This is a genomic window from Pseudomonas sp. YY-1, assembly GCF_002843095.1.
GTDB classification, from domain to species: Bacteria; Pseudomonadota; Gammaproteobacteria; order Pseudomonadales; family Pseudomonadaceae; genus Aquipseudomonas; species Aquipseudomonas sediminis_A.
On record NZ_PJLX01000005.1, the window covers coordinates 180,393 to 195,756 of the forward strand.

At 64.0% G+C, this 15,364-nt stretch carries 15 protein-coding genes; 4 read left to right on the plus strand and 11 right to left on the minus strand.

The genetic code is table 11. From position 1 onward, the window contains the following. Nucleotides 1-2: 2 nt before the first annotated feature. Nucleotides 3-2,615, minus strand: coding sequence for a leucine--tRNA ligase (gene leuS, locus CXP40_RS09440; RefSeq protein WP_106733494.1), 2,613 nt, complete (start codon nucleotides 2,613-2,615; stop codon nucleotides 3-5). Nucleotides 2,616-2,794: 179 nt separating this feature from the next. Here leuS and CXP40_RS09445 point away from each other — a divergent pair, with 179 nt between their 5' ends. After that, nucleotides 2,795-3,223, plus strand: coding sequence for a hypothetical protein (locus tag CXP40_RS09445; RefSeq protein ID WP_099526374.1), 429 nt, complete (start codon nucleotides 2,795-2,797; stop codon nucleotides 3,221-3,223). Between the two features lie 50 nt (nucleotides 3,224-3,273). Next, nucleotides 3,274-4,044, plus strand: a complete 771-nt coding sequence (locus tag CXP40_RS09450) for a YdcF family protein (RefSeq protein ID WP_106733495.1) — start codon at nucleotides 3,274-3,276, stop codon at nucleotides 4,042-4,044. Between the two features lie 82 nt (nucleotides 4,045-4,126). Here CXP40_RS09450 and lnt read toward each other — a convergent pair whose 3' ends face one another. The 5 genes from lnt to miaB all read right to left on the minus strand — a co-directional run bounded on the left by lnt (nucleotide 4,127) and on the right by miaB (nucleotide 9,484). After that, nucleotides 4,127-5,650: an apolipoprotein N-acyltransferase gene (gene lnt, locus CXP40_RS09455; RefSeq protein WP_106733496.1), complete on the minus strand. Its 1,524-nt coding sequence runs from the start codon at nucleotides 5,648-5,650 to the stop codon at nucleotides 4,127-4,129. A gap of 92 nt (nucleotides 5,651-5,742) precedes the next feature. Then, complete coding sequence (locus CXP40_RS09460; protein ID WP_099526377.1) at nucleotides 5,743-6,582, minus strand: HlyC/CorC family transporter; 840 nt, start codon at nucleotides 6,580-6,582, stop codon at nucleotides 5,743-5,745. Nucleotides 6,583-6,588: 6 nt separating this feature from the next. After that, nucleotides 6,589-7,068 carry an rRNA maturation RNase YbeY gene (ybeY, locus tag CXP40_RS09465; protein ID WP_099526378.1) on the minus strand — a complete coding sequence of 160 codons (480 nt, stop codon included), beginning with the start codon at nucleotides 7,066-7,068 and terminating at the stop codon, nucleotides 6,589-6,591. Next, the gene (locus CXP40_RS09470; RefSeq protein ID WP_099526385.1) at nucleotides 7,061-8,053 is read right to left on the minus strand and encodes a PhoH family protein; all 993 of its coding nucleotides are present in this window, start codon (nucleotides 8,051-8,053) and stop codon (nucleotides 7,061-7,063) included. Before CXP40_RS09470 ends, ybeY begins: the two co-directional genes overlap by 8 nt. 87 nt (nucleotides 8,054-8,140) lie before the next feature. Then, nucleotides 8,141-9,484, minus strand: a complete 1,344-nt coding sequence (gene miaB, locus CXP40_RS09475) for a tRNA (N6-isopentenyl adenosine(37)-C2)-methylthiotransferase MiaB (protein ID WP_106733497.1) — start codon at nucleotides 9,482-9,484, stop codon at nucleotides 8,141-8,143. A gap of 155 nt (nucleotides 9,485-9,639) precedes the next feature. Between miaB and CXP40_RS09480 the strand changes: the two genes are divergently transcribed. Beyond that, nucleotides 9,640-9,963 carry a DUF1820 family protein gene (locus CXP40_RS09480; protein WP_013717157.1) on the plus strand — a complete coding sequence of 108 codons (324 nt, stop codon included), beginning with the start codon at nucleotides 9,640-9,642 and terminating at the stop codon, nucleotides 9,961-9,963. A 38-nt stretch (nucleotides 9,964-10,001) separates the two neighbouring features. On the opposite strand, the gene CXP40_RS09485 is transcribed toward CXP40_RS09480, so the two are convergent. From CXP40_RS09485 to CXP40_RS09505, 5 genes are all read right to left on the minus strand, one after another. Further along, entirely contained in the window at nucleotides 10,002-10,550 is a 549-nt protein-coding gene (locus CXP40_RS09485) for a tetratricopeptide repeat protein (protein ID WP_064494964.1), read from the minus strand. 95 nt (nucleotides 10,551-10,645) lie between these two features. Then, entirely contained in the window at nucleotides 10,646-11,278 is a 633-nt protein-coding gene (locus CXP40_RS09490) for a hypothetical protein (protein WP_106733498.1), read from the minus strand. Beyond that, nucleotides 11,278-12,567 (minus strand): glutamate-1-semialdehyde 2,1-aminomutase, encoded by a 1,290-nt coding sequence (gene hemL / locus CXP40_RS09495; RefSeq protein WP_106733499.1) that lies wholly within the window; start codon nucleotides 12,565-12,567, stop codon nucleotides 11,278-11,280. Before hemL ends, CXP40_RS09490 begins: the two co-directional genes overlap by 1 nt. Before the next feature lie 22 nt (nucleotides 12,568-12,589). Beyond that, entirely contained in the window at nucleotides 12,590-13,213 is a 624-nt protein-coding gene (gene thiE / locus CXP40_RS09500; RefSeq protein WP_106733500.1) for a thiamine phosphate synthase, read from the minus strand. Further along, nucleotides 13,210-14,007: a hydroxymethylpyrimidine/phosphomethylpyrimidine kinase gene (locus tag CXP40_RS09505; RefSeq protein WP_177429644.1), complete on the minus strand. Its 798-nt coding sequence runs from the start codon at nucleotides 14,005-14,007 to the stop codon at nucleotides 13,210-13,212. The genes thiE and CXP40_RS09505 overlap by 4 nt, the downstream gene beginning before the upstream one ends. Nucleotides 14,008-14,150: 143 nt before the next feature. Between CXP40_RS09505 and CXP40_RS09510 the strand changes: the two genes are divergently transcribed. Further along, nucleotides 14,151-15,311, plus strand: a complete 1,161-nt coding sequence (locus CXP40_RS09510) for an MFS transporter (RefSeq protein WP_106733502.1) — start codon at nucleotides 14,151-14,153, stop codon at nucleotides 15,309-15,311. Nucleotides 15,312-15,364 lie beyond the last annotated feature (53 nt).

Consider the following 15,364-nt stretch of genomic DNA (forward strand, 5'->3'; position numbering starts at 1 on the left):
AATCAGTTGGCGACTATGTTGACCAGCTTGCCTGGCACCACGATGACCTTGCGAATGCTCAGGCCTTCGGTGAAGCGCAGCACGTTTTCGTTGGCGCGGGCGGCGGCTTCGACGTCTTCACGGCTGGCGCTGGCTGCCACGATGATCTCGCCACGCAGTTTGCCGTTGACCTGTACCACCAGGGTCAGGCTGTCCTGCACCAGGGCCGACTCGTCGACCTGTGGCCACTGCGCATCGATCACCGCATCGGTGTGACCCAGATGCTGCCACAGCTCGTGGCTGATGTGCGGGGTAATCGGCGCGAGCAGCAGGGTGACGATTTCCAGGCCTTCCTGAGCCAGCGCGCGATCCTGCTCGGTCGCAGTGGCGGCCTTTTCCAGCACGTTCATCAGGGTCATCACCTGGGCGATGGCGGTGTTGAATTTGTGGTGCTGACCGATATCGTTGCTGGCTTGCTTGATGGCCAGGTGAATGGCGCGGCGTACAGCCTTCTGCTCGTCGGTGAGAGTGTTCACATCCAGCTTGCCCGGCAGGCCGGCGCTGACGTGACTCTGCGCCAGACGCCAGACGCGACGCAGGAAGCGGTTGGCGCCTTCGACACCGGCATCCGACCACTCGCAGCTCATGTCGGGCGGCGAGGCGAACATCATGAACAGGCGGCAGGTGTCCGCGCCGTAAGCGTCGATCATGTCCTGCGGGTCGACGCCGTTGTTTTTCGACTTGGACATCTTCTCGGTGCCGCCGATTTCCACCGGCAAACCGTCGCTCTTGAGCTTGGCGCCGATGACCTTGGCCTTGGCATCACGCTCGACCTCGACGTCGGCCGGGTTGAACCAGTCCTTGCCGCCGTTTTCCAGGGTGCGATAGTAGGTTTCGGCAACCACCATGCCTTGGGTCAACAGGTTCTTGAACGGCTCGTTGGAAGTGACCAGGCCTTCGTCGCGCATCAGTTTGTGGAAGAAACGCGCGTACAGCAGGTGCAGGATGGCGTGTTCGATGCCGCCGATGTACTGATCTACCGGCAGCCAGTGGTTGGCTGCAGCCGGGTCGACCATGCCGCCGGTGTATTGCGGCGAGGCATAGCGCGCGTAGTACCAGGACGACTCGACGAAGGTGTCCATGGTGTCGGTTTCGCGCTTGGCCGGTGCGCCGCATTTCGGGCAGCTGCACTCGTAGAACTCGGGCATCTTGGCCAGCGGCGAGCCAGCACCATCCGGCACCACGTCTTCGGGCAGCACTACCGGCAGCTGGTCTTCCGGCACCGGCACGTCGCCGCAGGCGTCGCAGTGGATGATCGGGATCGGGCAGCCCCAGTAGCGCTGGCGGCTGATGCCCCAGTCGCGCAGGCGGAACTGGGTCTTGCGCGCGCCGTGCGCGCTGGCTTCCAAGTCGCCGACGATGGCGTCGAAGGCGGCGCTGAAGTCCAGGCCGTCGTACTTGCCGGAGTTGATGGTGGTCAGGCCGGCCTTGTCGCCGTACCAGTCCTGCCAGGTGCTGGCGTCGTAGTCCTTGCCTTCACCGGCGTAGACCTGCGTGATCGGCAGGTCGTACTTGTTGGCGAACTCGAAGTCGCGCTCATCATGCGCTGGCACCGCCATTACCGCACCTTCGCCATAGCCCCACAGCACGTAGTTGGCGACGAATACCGGCAGCTTGTCGCCGGTCAGCGGATGAATGACGAACTGGCCGGTGGCCACGCCCTTCTTCTCCATGGTGGCCATGTCGGCCTCGGCCACGGAGCCGGCCTTGCATTCGGCGATGAAGGCGGAGATGGCCGGGTTGCCCTCGGCGGCGCGCTGGGCCAGCGGATGCTCGGCGGCCACGGCGACATAAGTGGCGCCCATCAGGGTGTCCGGGCGGGTCGAGTAGACCTTCAGTTGGCCGTCGATGCCGATGCTGGCGACGTCGTAGTCGAACACGATGTCGGCACCAAAACTCTTGCCGATCCAGTTGCGCTGCATGGTCTTGACCTGCTCGGGCCAGCCATCCAGCTCATCCAGGCTGCTCAGCAGCTCTTCGGCATAAGCGGTGATCTTGAAGTAGTACATCGGGATTTCGCGCTTCTCGATCAGCGCGCCCGAACGCCAGCCACGGCCGTCGATGACCTGCTCGTTGGCCAGTACGGTCTGGTCCACCGGGTCCCAGTTGACGGTGCCGTTCTTGCGGTAGATCACGCCCTTTTCGAACAGGCGGGTGAACAGCCACTGCTCCCAGCGGTAGTAATCCGGCTTGCAGGTGGTGACTTCGCGCGTCCAGTCGATGGCCAGGCCCAGCGATTTGAGCTGGGACTTCATGTAGGCGATGTTCTCGTAAGTCCACTTGGCCGGCGCCACCTGGTTCTTCATCGCGGCGTTTTCTGCCGGCATGCCGAAGGCGTCCCAGCCCATTGGCTGCAGCACGTTCTTGCCCTGCATACGCTGGTAGCGGGCGATCACGTCACCGATGGTGTAGTTGCGCACGTGCCCCATGTGTAGCTTGCCGCTGGGGTAGGGGAACATCGACAGGCAGTAGAAGGTGTCCTTGCCGGGTTGTTCGCTGACGACGAAGGATTGTTGCGCGTCCCAGTGGGACTGCGCGGCGGCTTCTATTTCACGGGGCGAGTACTGTTCGTGCATGGCTCTGGCGCTGAAGGAATGGGGCTTGCGGAAAACGTCGTAGCATACATGAGCGCCGTCTATCGAGGGAAACCCAGATTATGCCGAGCCCGCCGTTGGTCGCTGCGCCAGGCTGCACGCAGGGCCTTCGCTAAGCTTTACTCAAGGCCCGCGGTTGTCGGGGCTCGCGAGGTGGTTAGATGGTGGATGCACGGCAGGCGGAACGAGGGGGTGGCCTTTACGAGCGACTGCTGCAAAGGCTTGCCTTGGCTCTCGAAGAGGCCGATACCGCGAGCCGCCTGCATGCCGAGCCGCTGCGCGAGCTGGAGCTTGATGGGCTGAGCCCGGCAGAGCTGGACCTGATTCGTGCCTACCTCAATCGTGACCTGCACTGGCTGCGCGGCTGGCACGCGGCGGCTGAGGAGTTGGCGCTGATACAGCGCCAGCCACTGCGCAGTGCCAAGTCCGTTGGCGGCAAGCCGATGGGCAGGGTCAAACCCGTGATGAAGCGGCGTCAGGCGCTTTGTTGCGCACTCTGCGGTGCGCCAGTCAGCTGGCATCGAGGGCAGGATGCACGAGCTTGCCAGGCCTGTGGCTCCAGGCTGTTTCGCAGCGGCAATCCGCGTTAGCGGCTAGTTGAAAACCAACCTGCTAGGCTTGGGCGCCCCGGAGGTGCCTGATGCCGATTCGCTTCATCCTTAAACAACTATTGATGCCGCCAGGCGTTCTTCTCCTGCTGATCGCGCTGGGCTGGTGGCTGCGTCGCCGCTTTCCACGGCTCGCGTTTGCCTGCTTTGCCGTCGGTTTCGGTGGGCTATGGCTGATGAGCCTGCCTGCCGTGACGCAGTGGAGTGCCGCCTGGTTGGAGCGTGAGCCGGTGCTGGAGCAGGCGCAGTGGGCAACGCTGGCGCAGCGTGCCGACGCCATCGTGATTCTCGGTGCCGGGCGCGAGCAGAATGATCCGGGCTGGGGGCGTACCGATCAGCCTGGGCTGATGGCCTTGGAGCGCCTGCGCTACGCCGCTCGCCTGGCGCGCGCCTCCGGCCTGCCACTTGCTGCCACTGGCGGCCTGCACTACGGCCAGCCGCCCAGTGAGGCAGCGTTGATGGCCGATGCCATGCGCCTCGACTACGGGCTGGAGATTCGCTGGCTGGAGGAGCAAAGTCGCACCACCTGGGAGAATGCCGTGCTCAGCGCTGAATTGTTGCAGCCCCAGGGCGTGCGGCGCGTGGTGCTGGTCACCCAGGCCTGGCACATGCAGCGTGCACGCTGGAGTTTCGAGCAGGCCGGCTTCGAGGTGATCACCGCGCCGATGGGCTATCTCAGTGCGGGTTACGAGCGCCCGCTGGGGGGCTGGCTGCCAGAGTCGAGGGCTATCTGGCAGAGCAGTCAGTTGCTCAACGAGTTCATAGGGTTGTTGGCGTATCCCATTGTCTACGGCAAGCAGTAGGGCGTACTCGCCGCAGGCAGTACGCCTGCGGATTCTGCGTTCCGAGGGCTGGCGGGCTGCTCGCTTCGCTCGCGAGACCGCCCTACAGCGTCTTGGCCATGCGGCTGGCCAGCAGCGCCCAGCCCAGCAGCAGGGCGCAGAGAATCGCCAGCGGCCAGATGCGCCATTGCAGGTAGGGCGTGAGCCCCTGCATGGGCACCACTTCGCCGTAGAGCACGCCGCGTTCGAACTGCGGCAAGCCGAACTGGATGCGCCCTTGTGGGTCGATGATCACCGTCATGCCGTTGTTGGTGGCGCGGATCATCCAGCGTCCGGCCTCCAGTGCACGCATCTGCGCCATCTGCAGGTGCTGTAGCGGGCCGATGGAGGTGCCGAACCAGGCGTCGTTGCTCACCGTCAGCAGGATGTCGCTGTCCGCCGCAAGTGCCGCCGCGAACTCCGGGTAGACCACTTCGTAACAGATGAATGGCGCGATGCGATGTCCCTTGGCCAGCAGCGGTGACTGGTCACTCGGGCCGCGGGCGAAGTCGGACATCGGCAGGTCGAAGAAAGCGATCAGGCCGCGCAGCAGGTCTTGCAGGGGCACGTATTCACCAAACGGCACCAGCTTCTGCTTGAGGTAGGTGCCCTGGCCTTCGCCAAAACTGGTGATCGCATTGTAATAGCGAATCTCCCCGCGCTCGTTGGACTGCCGCACTGGTACGCCGGTGATCAGCGCACTGTTGCGGTCACGGGCGAAGCGATCCATCACGCCGATATAGCCTTGAGCCATGTCCTTGAGTACCGGGATCGCCGTTTCCGGCCAGACCAGTATGTCGACCTGCTTGGCGCTGAAGCTGAGGTCGCGGTATAGGGCTAGCTGCGCGTTGAGCTGGGCCGGGTCCCATTTCATGTTCTGCTCGACGTTGCCTTGCACGGCGGCGACGGTCAGGCTGTTGCCGGCGGCGCGGGTCCAATTGTGGTCTTTCATTGCCAGGCCTGCGAGCCACGGGCTCAACAGCAGGAGCAGGGCGCAGAGGTAGCGCGGTTTGTGCTTGCGCAGTTGCTCCAGGTTGATGATCAGCGCGGCCGACAGGGCGATGACGAAGGACGACAGCCAGACTCCGCCAATTGGCACCAGGCCGGCCAGCGGTCCTTCGAGTTGGCTGTAGCCGGCGTAGAGCCAGGGGAAGCCTGTGAGGAACCAGCTGCGAAAGACTTCCTGGGCGACCCATAGCGCGGCGAATGCCAGGGCGTCGGCCAGTGGCGCTTCGTTGCGGCGTATCCAGCGCGCCCAGAGGGCGGCTGTCAGGGCGAAGAGCAGGCCCAGGCCGGCGACGAAACCCAGGGTGAGAAAGCCGGCCAGTGCCGGTGATGCCGCGCCATAGTCATGGATGCTGACATACACCCAACTGGTGCCAGCGGCGAACAGGCCGAAGCCGTAGCTCCAGCCGCGCAGCGCTGCCTGGCCGGGGCGTAGATGGCGCAAGCCGAAATAGAACAGGGCAATGGACAGCACGGCCAATGGCCAGAGATCGAAAGGGGCGAGCGCCAGGGTGGTCAGGGCGCCTGCGCCGCAGGCAAGCAGGTGGCCGGGCCAGCCTGGACGAGTGATCCATTGCAGCATGGTTAGATCCTTGGAATCAGGGTGGCGCAAGGGTAGAGCGGAAATGGCGCAGGGGGAAGCGGCCACCCTCGCTGGGCAAGGGCGGCTGAGAATCAGCGGCTAACCGGTGTCAGGCGCAGCAGATGGATGCGGCGGCTGTCGGCGTTGAGCACGCGGAAGCGGAATTCGCCGATCTCGGTGACCTCGTTGCGCTTGGGCAGGTGGCCGAAGGCGCTCATCACCAGACCACCGACGGTGTCGTACTCGTCGTCGGAGAACTCGCTGTCGAAGGTTTCGTTGAAGCTGTCGATGGGGGTCAGCGCCTTGATCAGGTAGTCGCCGGAGGGCAGCGGCTTGATGTAGCCGTCTTCCTCGACATCGTGCTCATCCTCGATGTCACCGACGATCTGCTCGAGCACGTCCTCGATGGTCACCAGGCCGGCGACACCACCGTATTCGTCGATGACCACGGCCATGTGGTTGTGGTTGGCGCGGAACTCACGCAGCAGCACGTTCAGGCGCTTGGACTCGGGCACGAAGGTGGCCGGGCGCAGCAGGTCCTTGATGTTGAAGTTGGGCTGTTCGCCCTGCAGGATCAGTGGCAGCAGATCCTTGGCCAGGAGGATGCCGATGACGTCGTCGAGGCTCTCGCCGACTACCGGGTAGCGCGAGTGCGCCGCGTCGATGATGGCGGGCAGGAATTCGCGGGGCGTCTGGCTGGCCTTGATGCTGATCACTTGCGAGCGCGGCACCATAATGTCGCGTACCTGCAGGTCGGCGACCTGGATGGCGCCTTCGACGATGGCCAGTGCTTCGCTGTCGAGCAGCTTGTTCTGGTGGGCTTCGCGCAGGACTTCCAGCAGTTCCTGGCGGTTTCTCGGCTCATGAGCAAAAGCCTGGGTCAGCTTGTTGAACCAGGACTTCTGCTCGTTGCTCGATCGGTCTTCGCTCATGGCGTTTTACTCGGGGTCCTTTTCATTAGGAGATTCGTCACCGGCATACGGGTCGGGATGACCCAATTCGGCGAGCAATTGTCGTTCCAGATCTTCCATCTCGAGGGCTTCGTCTTCCTCGATATGGTCATAGCCCAGCAGGTGCAGGCAGCCGTGGATCACCAGGTGCGCCCAGTGCGCCTCCAGCGCTTTACCCTGCTCGGCCGCTTCGCGCTCGACCACTGGCACGCAGATCACCAGGTCGCCGAGCAGCGGGATGTCGAGAATCCCATCGGGAATCTCGGCAGGGAAGGACAGGACGTTGGTGGCGTAGTCCTTGTGCCGCCAGGTGTGGTTCAGCTCGCGACCTTCGGCCTCGTCGACCAGGCGGATGGTCAGCTCCGAATCGGCCGTGCGTTGGCGTAGCGCCAGTTCGCACCAGCGGCGCAGTTGCGCCTCGTCCGGGTGCTGGCCGTCACTGGCCAGTTGCAGGTCGAGCTCAAGCATCGTGGCCGTCGCCCTTGCCGTTCAGGCGCGCGTCGTGGCGCTCGTAGGCTTCGACGATGCGTTGCACCAGCGGGTGGCGCACCACGTCCTTGGGCTTGAAGTGGGTGAAGCTGATGCCGGGCACGTCACGCAGTACCTCGATGACGTGGGCCAGGCCGCTCTTGGTGCCACGCGGCAGGTCGACCTGGGTGATGTCGCCGGTGATCACGGCGGTGGAGCCGAAACCGATACGGGTGAGGAACATCTTCATCTGCTCGACAGTGGTGTTCTGACTCTCGTCGAGAATGATGAAGCTGTTGTTAAGCGTGCGGCCGCGCATGTAGGCCAGCGGCGCGATCTCGATCACCTGCTTCTCGATCAGCTTGGCTACGTATTCGAAACCGAGCATTTCGTAGAGTGCGTCGTACAACGGGCGCAGGTAAGGGTCGATCTTCTGTGCCAGGTCACCAGGCAGGAAGCCGAGCTTCTCACCGGCCTCGACTGCCGGGCGCACCAGCAGGATGCGCCGCACTTGCTCGCGCTCCAGCGCGTCCACCGCGCAGGCCACGGCCAGGTAGGTCTTGCCAGTACCGGCCGGGCCGATGCCGAAGTTGATGTCGTTGTCGAGGATCGCCTTGACGTAGCGCTGCTGGTTGGCGCCGCGCGGCTTGATCACGCCCTTTTTGGTGCGCAACGTCACTTGCGGAAGGTTGCTGGGGTTGACCAGTTCCTCGACGCCGGACTCCTGCAGGTACAGGTGCACCAGGTCGGGCGACAGCTCGGTGGCTTTGGTTTCGCGGTACAGCTTGCGCAGCAGTTGCTCGGCGGCCTGGGTCTTGTCGGCGCTGCCAAGCATTTCGAACTGGTTGCCACGGTTGCGGATTTCCAGGCCGAGGCGCTCTTCGATCAGGCGCAGGTGCTCGTCGAACTGGCCGCAGAGGTTGGCGAAACGGCGGGCCTCGAAAGGTTCGAGGGTGAAACGATGAGGTTCTAGAGAGGCGTTCAAGGTGATGGTGTGATCGTCACTTGTCTGGGTATGAAAAGGCAGCATAACGCTGGTCGCCGACAACGCAAAGTGTCGGCGGCTGCGTCTTTAGTGGAGGGTCTCGGTATCGAGCAAAGTGCCGCGCAGCGAGTGCGGCAGGGCGTCGTCGATGTGCACGTCGACGAACTGGCCGATCAGGCGCGGGTTATCGCAGCGGAAATTGACGATGCGGTTCTGCTCGGTGCGGCCCTGGAGCATGCCCGGGTCCTTCTTCGAATAGTCGCTGACCAGGATGCGCTGCACCGTGCCGACCATGCGCCGGCTGTTCTCGAAACCGTTCTGGTTGATGCGGTGCTGCAGCAGGGCCAGGCGCTGTTTCTTCACCTCGTCCGGGGTGTCGTCGACCAGGTCGGCGGCCGGGGTGCCGGGGCGCGAGCTGTAGATGAAGGAGAAGGAGAAGTCGAAGCCGACGTCTTCGATCAGCTTCATGGTCTGCTCGAAATCCTTGTCGGTCTCGCCGGGGAAGCCGACGATGAAGTCCGAGCTGATCAGGATGTCCGGTACCGCCGCACGCAGTTTGCGGATGCGCGACTTGTATTCCAGCGCGGTGTGGTTGCGCTTCATCGCCGCGAGGATGCGGTCGGAGCCAGACTGCACCGGCAGGTGCAGGTATTTGACCAACTGCGGAATCTCGGCGTGGGCCTGGATGATCGCGTCGGAGAACTCCAGCGGGTGGCTGGTGGTGTAGCGGATGCGCTCGACGCCATCGAGGGCCGCCACGGCATGCAGCAGTTCGGCGAAGTCGGCGATATGGCCGTCCGGGGCTTCCCCGCGATAGCCGTTGACGTTCTGCCCGAGCAGGGTGATTTCCTTCACGCCCTTCTCGGTCAGGGAGGTGATTTCCATCAACACGTCGACCAGTGGGCGGCTGACTTCCTCGCCACGGGTGTAGGGCACGACGCAGAAGGTGCAGTACTTGCTGCAGCCTTCCATCACCGAGACAAAGGCGCTGGGGCCGTCGACGCGTGGCTCGGGCAGGCGGTCGAATTTCTCGATCTCGGGGAAGCTGATGTCCACCTGGGCGGTCTTGGTCACGCGCGCGGCGTCGATCATCTCCGGCAGGCGGTGCAGGGTCTGCGGGCCGAATACCACGTCGACATAGGGCGCGCGGTCGCGGATCGCCGCGCCTTCCTGGCTGGCCACGCAGCCACCGACGCCGATCACCAGGTCCGGGTTGGCCTGCTTCAGCTCGCGCCAACGGCCGAGCTGGGAGAACACCTTGTCCTGCGCCTTTTCGCGGATCGAGCAGGTATTGAGCAGGATGACGTCGGCTTCTTCGGGTTTTTCCGTGACCTCCAGGGCCTGATGCTCGCCCAGCAGGTCGACCATGCGCGAGCTGTCGTACTCGTTCATCTGGCAACCGTGGGTTTCGATATAGAGCTTCTTGGTCATGGCACTGTCTGAGGTGGTTAAAAAATGACCGCGCATTATAGGCGTGTGCCGGGGGGGATGCTACCGCTCAGTTCCTGTAGCTCGGATTGCATCCGGGCTACGCATGCTGCGCTGTGCTATTCTGCGCGCCCCGTTTTTCCTGACTTCGAGTCTTCATGAGCAAGCGCGATCCCATCTACAAGGTGATTTTTCTCAACCAGGGCCAGGTGTACGAGATGTACGCCAAGCAGATCTATCAGAGCGATCTGTGGGGCTTTCTGGAAGTGGAGGAGTTCGTCTTCGGCGAGCGCAGCCAGCTGGTGGTCGACCCCAGCGAGGAGAAGCTCAAGGCGCAGTTCGAGGGCGTGGTGCGCAGCTTCGTGCCGATGCACGCGATCATCCGCATCGACGAAGTAGAGCGTCTGGGTACGGCGAAGATCAGCGAAGCCAAGGGCGGTGGCAACGTCATGCCATTCCCCATGCCGATGCCGGATAAATAAGCTCAGAGTCGTAGGGTGCGCCGCGCGCACCAGTGTTTTTAAGGCAGCGGCGAGAAGGGCGATCGACCTTCGGCGGTCTGCAGTTCCAGCAGGTAGCTACGGAAGATCTGCCCTAGCACCTGGCTGGCGATTTCCAGTTCATCGCGACGCATCTGTGCCGACACCAGGTCGGCGCTGTCCATGGCTTCGTCCGAGCCGTTGACCGATGCCATCTTCAACACGATGTAGGCCTGCACGTTGTTGGCCGGTACGCCTTCGCCACGGAAGAACATGGTGCCCAGGCGCAACTGCGCTTCGGCATGGCCCTGCAGCGAAGCGCGTTCGAACCAGGTCAGGGCCTGCTTGAGATCACGTGGTGTGCGTTTGCCGTCGTAGTAGTACTCACCCAGCTCATAGGCCGCCTGCATGTTGCCGGCGCGCGCCATCTCCTGGCAGCTGGCCAGGGCGTCAGGCATCTCTTCGGGGGAGGCGTTCAGGGCACAGCTGCCGCTAGCGGGGATCAGCAGGGAATTGCCGCCTGCAAACGCAAACAGCGGGAGGAAAAGCAACAGGCAGCCCAGGGACAGGGTGCGGCCGGTGCGGTTCATCTGGATAACGGGACCTCGGCAATTCAGGGCGGGTGACGTGCCCGGTCGGCGCAAAACGTGCCGACCGTCGCATTATGGAATAAACCGGGCGGTTGTTACAAAGCCTGTTTCTTCGCACTTCCCGGCAGGCTCAGCAGTAGCCAGGCCAGCAGCGGGTAAGCCGGTGTCAGCAGCACGTGAAACAGGTCAATGCGGCGCAGCGGCCCGATCACGCCCTCGGTACCGACCGCCACGCCGGCCAGCAGGAACAGGCCCACGACCACGGCTGCGCTGATTGCCGGCGCGCGGCGCGGCCATTGGACTGCGCCGGCATAGAGGATCAGCACCAGCGTGGCCAGATTCAGCGCCAGGCGGTAGTCCTCCATATAACCAAGCTGGCGGAACAGCTCGAAGAAGGCGCACAGCCCGAGCAGGATGCGGCCCCAGTTCGGTCTGCTCCAGGCCCAGCCGCGACCTAGCGCCAATGCAGCGGCACCGAGCAGGGGCAGGCCGAGAAAGCTGCTAGCCTGCGAGAGCCACAGGTGTGCGGGCTGCCAGCTTGGGTCGAAGCCGTAGCGAATCACGCCGACGCTTGCCGCCGCAGCCGGCAGCAGAAAGCCGAGCAGCGCGCAGAACAGTGCCGGCTGATCGCCTTCGCCGTAACGCCCACGTGCTCGGCCGATCAGCCAGACACAGGCGGCGCAGGCCAACGCCAGCAACGCATCGCTGAAGGCAGTGCTGTACTGCATCAGGCTTTTTTCAGCTCGGCGAAGGCGCGTTCTGCGGCGGCGAAGGTGATGTCCAGCTCCTTGTCGCCATGGGCGATGGAGGTGAAGCCCGCTTCGAAGGCGCTCGGCGCCAGGTACACGCCGCCATCCAACATCAGATGGAAGAAGCGGTTGAAGCGGGCGCTGTCGCTGGCCATCACGTCAGCGAAGGTGACGATATCGTCGGCACCGCTGAAGTACAGTCCGAACATGGCGCCTGCCTGGGTGGTGACGAAGGGGATGCCGGCAGCATCGGCGCGTTCCTGCAGGCCGGCGAGCATGCGCGAGGTGTAGTCGGTCAGCTCGCTGTGGAAGCCCGGACGGCTGATCAGCTTGAGGGTGGTCAGGCCGGCAGCCATGGCCAGCGGGTTACCCGACAGGGTGCCGGCCTGGTAGACCGGGCCGAGCGGGGCGATGCATTCCATGATCGCGCGCTTGCCGCCGAAGCAGCCTACTGGCATGCCGCCGCCGATGATCTTGCCGAAGGTGGTCAGGTCCGGGTTCACACCGTAGTGCGCTTGCGCACCGCCGAGGGCGACGCGGAAACCGGTCATCACTTCGTCGAATATCAGCACCACGCCGTGCTTGTCGCACTGCTCGCGCAGGCCTTCGAGGAAACCTAGGGCCGGCGGCACGCAGTTCATGTTGCCGGCCACTGGCTCGACGATGATGCACGCCACTTCTTTGCCGACTTGCGCCAGGCACTCGGCCACGGCATCGATGTCGTTGAACGGCAGGGTCAGGGTGTGTTTGGCGAAGGCCGCTGGCACGCCTGCGGAGTTCGGCACGCCCTGGGTCAGGGCGCCGGAGCCGGCCTTGACCAGCAGGCTGTCGGAGTGGCCGTGGTAGCAGCCCTCGAACTTGATGATGCTGTCGCGGCCGGTGTAACCACGGGCCAGGCGGATGGCGCTCATGGTCGCCTCGGTACCTGAGCTGACCATGCGCACCATCTCCATCGATGGCACCAGGCCGCAAACCAGCTCAGCCATTTCGGTTTCCAGGGCGGTCGGCGCGCCGTAGGACAGGCCGTGCTCCAGTTGGCGACGCACCGAGTCGAGCACGTCCGGGTGGCTGTGGCCGAGGATCATCGGGCCCCAGGAACCGACATAGTCGACGTAGCGCTTGTCGTCTTCATCCACCACGTAAGCGCCTTCGGCGTGCTTGAAGAACAGCGGGGTGCCGCCGACGCTGCGGAAAGCACGCACTGGCGAGTTGACGCCGCCGGGGATGTGTTTCTGGGCGTTGGCGAAGAGCATTTCGGAACGGGACATGGCAGGTCTCTCTGGAAGCGAATCAGTCGAACAGCGCGGCGAAGGCGCGGGCGCGATCTTCCACCTCGAAGGCGGAGTCGGCAGCGAACAGGGCGTGGATCACGGCGATCATGCTGGCGCCGCGGGCGATCAGGCCGGGTGCGGTTTCCAGTGTCACGCCGCCGATGGCGACGATGGGCTGGGCAAAGCGCGCGCGGGCCTGATCCAGCAGCTCCACGGTGGCAGCTGGAGCGCCGGGTTTGGTGTTGGAATTGAAGAAGCGGCCAAAGGCGATATAGCTGGCGCCCTCGGCGACGGCGCGCTCGGCCAGCTCCAACTGGGCATGGCAGGTGCCGCCAATGACGACATCCGTACCGAGACGGGCGCGGGCGGTGGCCAGCGAGCCGTCGCTCTGACCGAGGTGCAGGCCGACGCCCAGGCGCGCAGCCAGCTCCAGATCGTCGTTGATGATCAGCGTGGCACCGTGGCGCAGGCAGAGTTCGGCCAGAGCTTGCGCTTCATCGAAGCGGCGTATGGCATCGCCTGATTTGTCGCGGTACTGCAGCAGGCGCGCACCGCCAGCCAGCGCCGCTTCGGCGTAGGGCAACAGCTTACCACCCGCCAGCAGAGGGGTATCGGTGATGGCGTAGAGGCCGCGCAGACTCATTGGCCGTAATCCAGCGGCAGGCGGCGTGGCACGTACTGGCCGTGGCCGGGTTGTTCGGCGTCGCGCAGGGTACGCCAGGTGTAGTCCAGGGCGCTTTTCACCGCGCTGACCAGTTCTTCACCCAGCGCCAGGCGACCGGCCAGGGTGCTGGCCAAGGTGCAGCCGGAGCCGTGGTAGCTGCCGGGCAGGCGTGCGCAGGTAAAGGTGTGGCGACTTCCATCGCGGCTGTACAGGCGGTTGTGCACTTCGGCTTCGTCGCCGTGGCCGCCGGTGATCAGCAGGTGCTCGATGAAGGGCAGCAGTTTCTCGGCGCACTCGTCGGCGCTGCCTTCCGGCAGTTCGGCGAGGATGCGCGCTTCCGGTAGGTTCGGCGTGGCGATGGTGGACACGGCGAACAGGCGTTCGCGCATGGCATAGCCGACGTCATCCTTGCCCAGCGAGCCGCCGCCGCCGGCGCGTAGCACCGGGTCGCAGACCAGCGGTACACCGGGCAGTTGGCTCATCACTTCGAGCACGTTCTCGACCATCTCTACCGAGCCGAGCATGCCCAGCTTGACGGCGGCCACCGGCATGTCGGCGATCACTGCGCGGGCCTGGGCCAGTACCCAGTCGCGGTCGAGCACGCGGAAGTCGGAGACGTTGACGGTATCCTGCACGGTCAGGGCGGTCACCGTCGGGGCGGCGTGGCAGCCTTGAGCCAGCAGGGCTTCGATATCAGCCTGCAGGCCGGCACCACCACTGGGGTCGTGACCGGACATGCAGAGCACTACGGGGCGGGAGTTTGGCGTTTTCATGGTGCGCGAGCTTATCACTAACGAGCCTGAAGTCGCTGCACGCCATGCCAGTTGCTAGCCTTTCTGATTCTCGTCTGTATTGGCATTAGCTGGTCTGGAAGTGGCATCATGCGCGCCCCTGCCGCCTTGCCCGAATGCCTCCAATGACGCTGCGTACTTGCCTGATCATGATGACCGCCCTGGCGGTGATCACCGATAACCTGATCATTCCTTTTTATCCGCAGTATTTCGCCGAGCGTTTCGACAATCCGCCGGAGCAGCATGTCGGCCTCTATCTGGCGGTTGTCAGCCTGGTGGTGATGTCGGTGTTCCCGCTCTGGGCGCGCCTGGCCAAGCGCGTGCACCCGGTGCGCATTCTGATCAGCGCGCAGCTGATGGCTGGCAGCCTGACCGCTGCTTGCTATTTCATCGACTCGCTGCCGCTGTTCTGGGTGGTGTCGCTGCTGATGGTGGTGTTCAAGGGCAGCTACCTGCTGATGTATCCCTACGTGATGAGCCTGCAGCAGCAGGACAACCACACCCAGACCATCGGCACGTTGTCGGTGGTGGTGCACTTCGGCGCCATTCTCGGTGCCGCGCTGGGCGGCCTGATCCTGCAGATCATGAACATTGGCGACGTGTTCCTGGTAATGGCTGCTGGCGACTTCATCCAGATGGCCATCTGCATGCACCTGGTGCGTGGCTACCTGCCGGCACCAGGCGAGCAGCCGGCAAGCGACGAGGCGCCGGTGAAGAACGAGTCGCGCAGCCTGCCGGCGATCTACCGCCTGTGCCTGGTGATGCTGTTGTTCTACTTCGTGGGTTACGTGACCCGGCCGTTCTTTGCCGTCTATTGGCAGCAGGTGGCGCACTGGAACAGCGAGATGGCGGCCGGTTTCGTCTATGCGCTGCCCGGCGCCGTGGCCGTGTTGGCGCTGTGGTGGGGGCGCCGAGCGACCCAGCAGGGCAACACCCGTGATGGCATTCTTGCCGGTCTGCTGCTGGGCGCGGTGGCCACTTTCATTCAGGGTTTCGGCGATCAGTGGCTGATCCTGCTCGGCCGAGTGCTGTTCGGTTGGGCGCTGTATCAGGTCACCGTGCGCCTGGATGCCCTGCTGTTCGAACTCAGTTCGCCTGAGCACTACGCGGTGGACTTCAGCAAGATCAACATCTTCCAGTGCCTGGGCAATATGGGCTCGGCCTACGGTGCGGGGCTGCTGGTCAGCCATTACGGCCAGGCCATGCCGTTCTGGATCGGTGCTGTCGGCTTGCTGCTGACTGCGGCACTGTTCCCGCTGCTGGTGCGAAAACCCAAGACTGTGTGAGTCTTGAGTGGCGAATGATAATTTGATGCAGATGCGTATCAATGATTAAATTC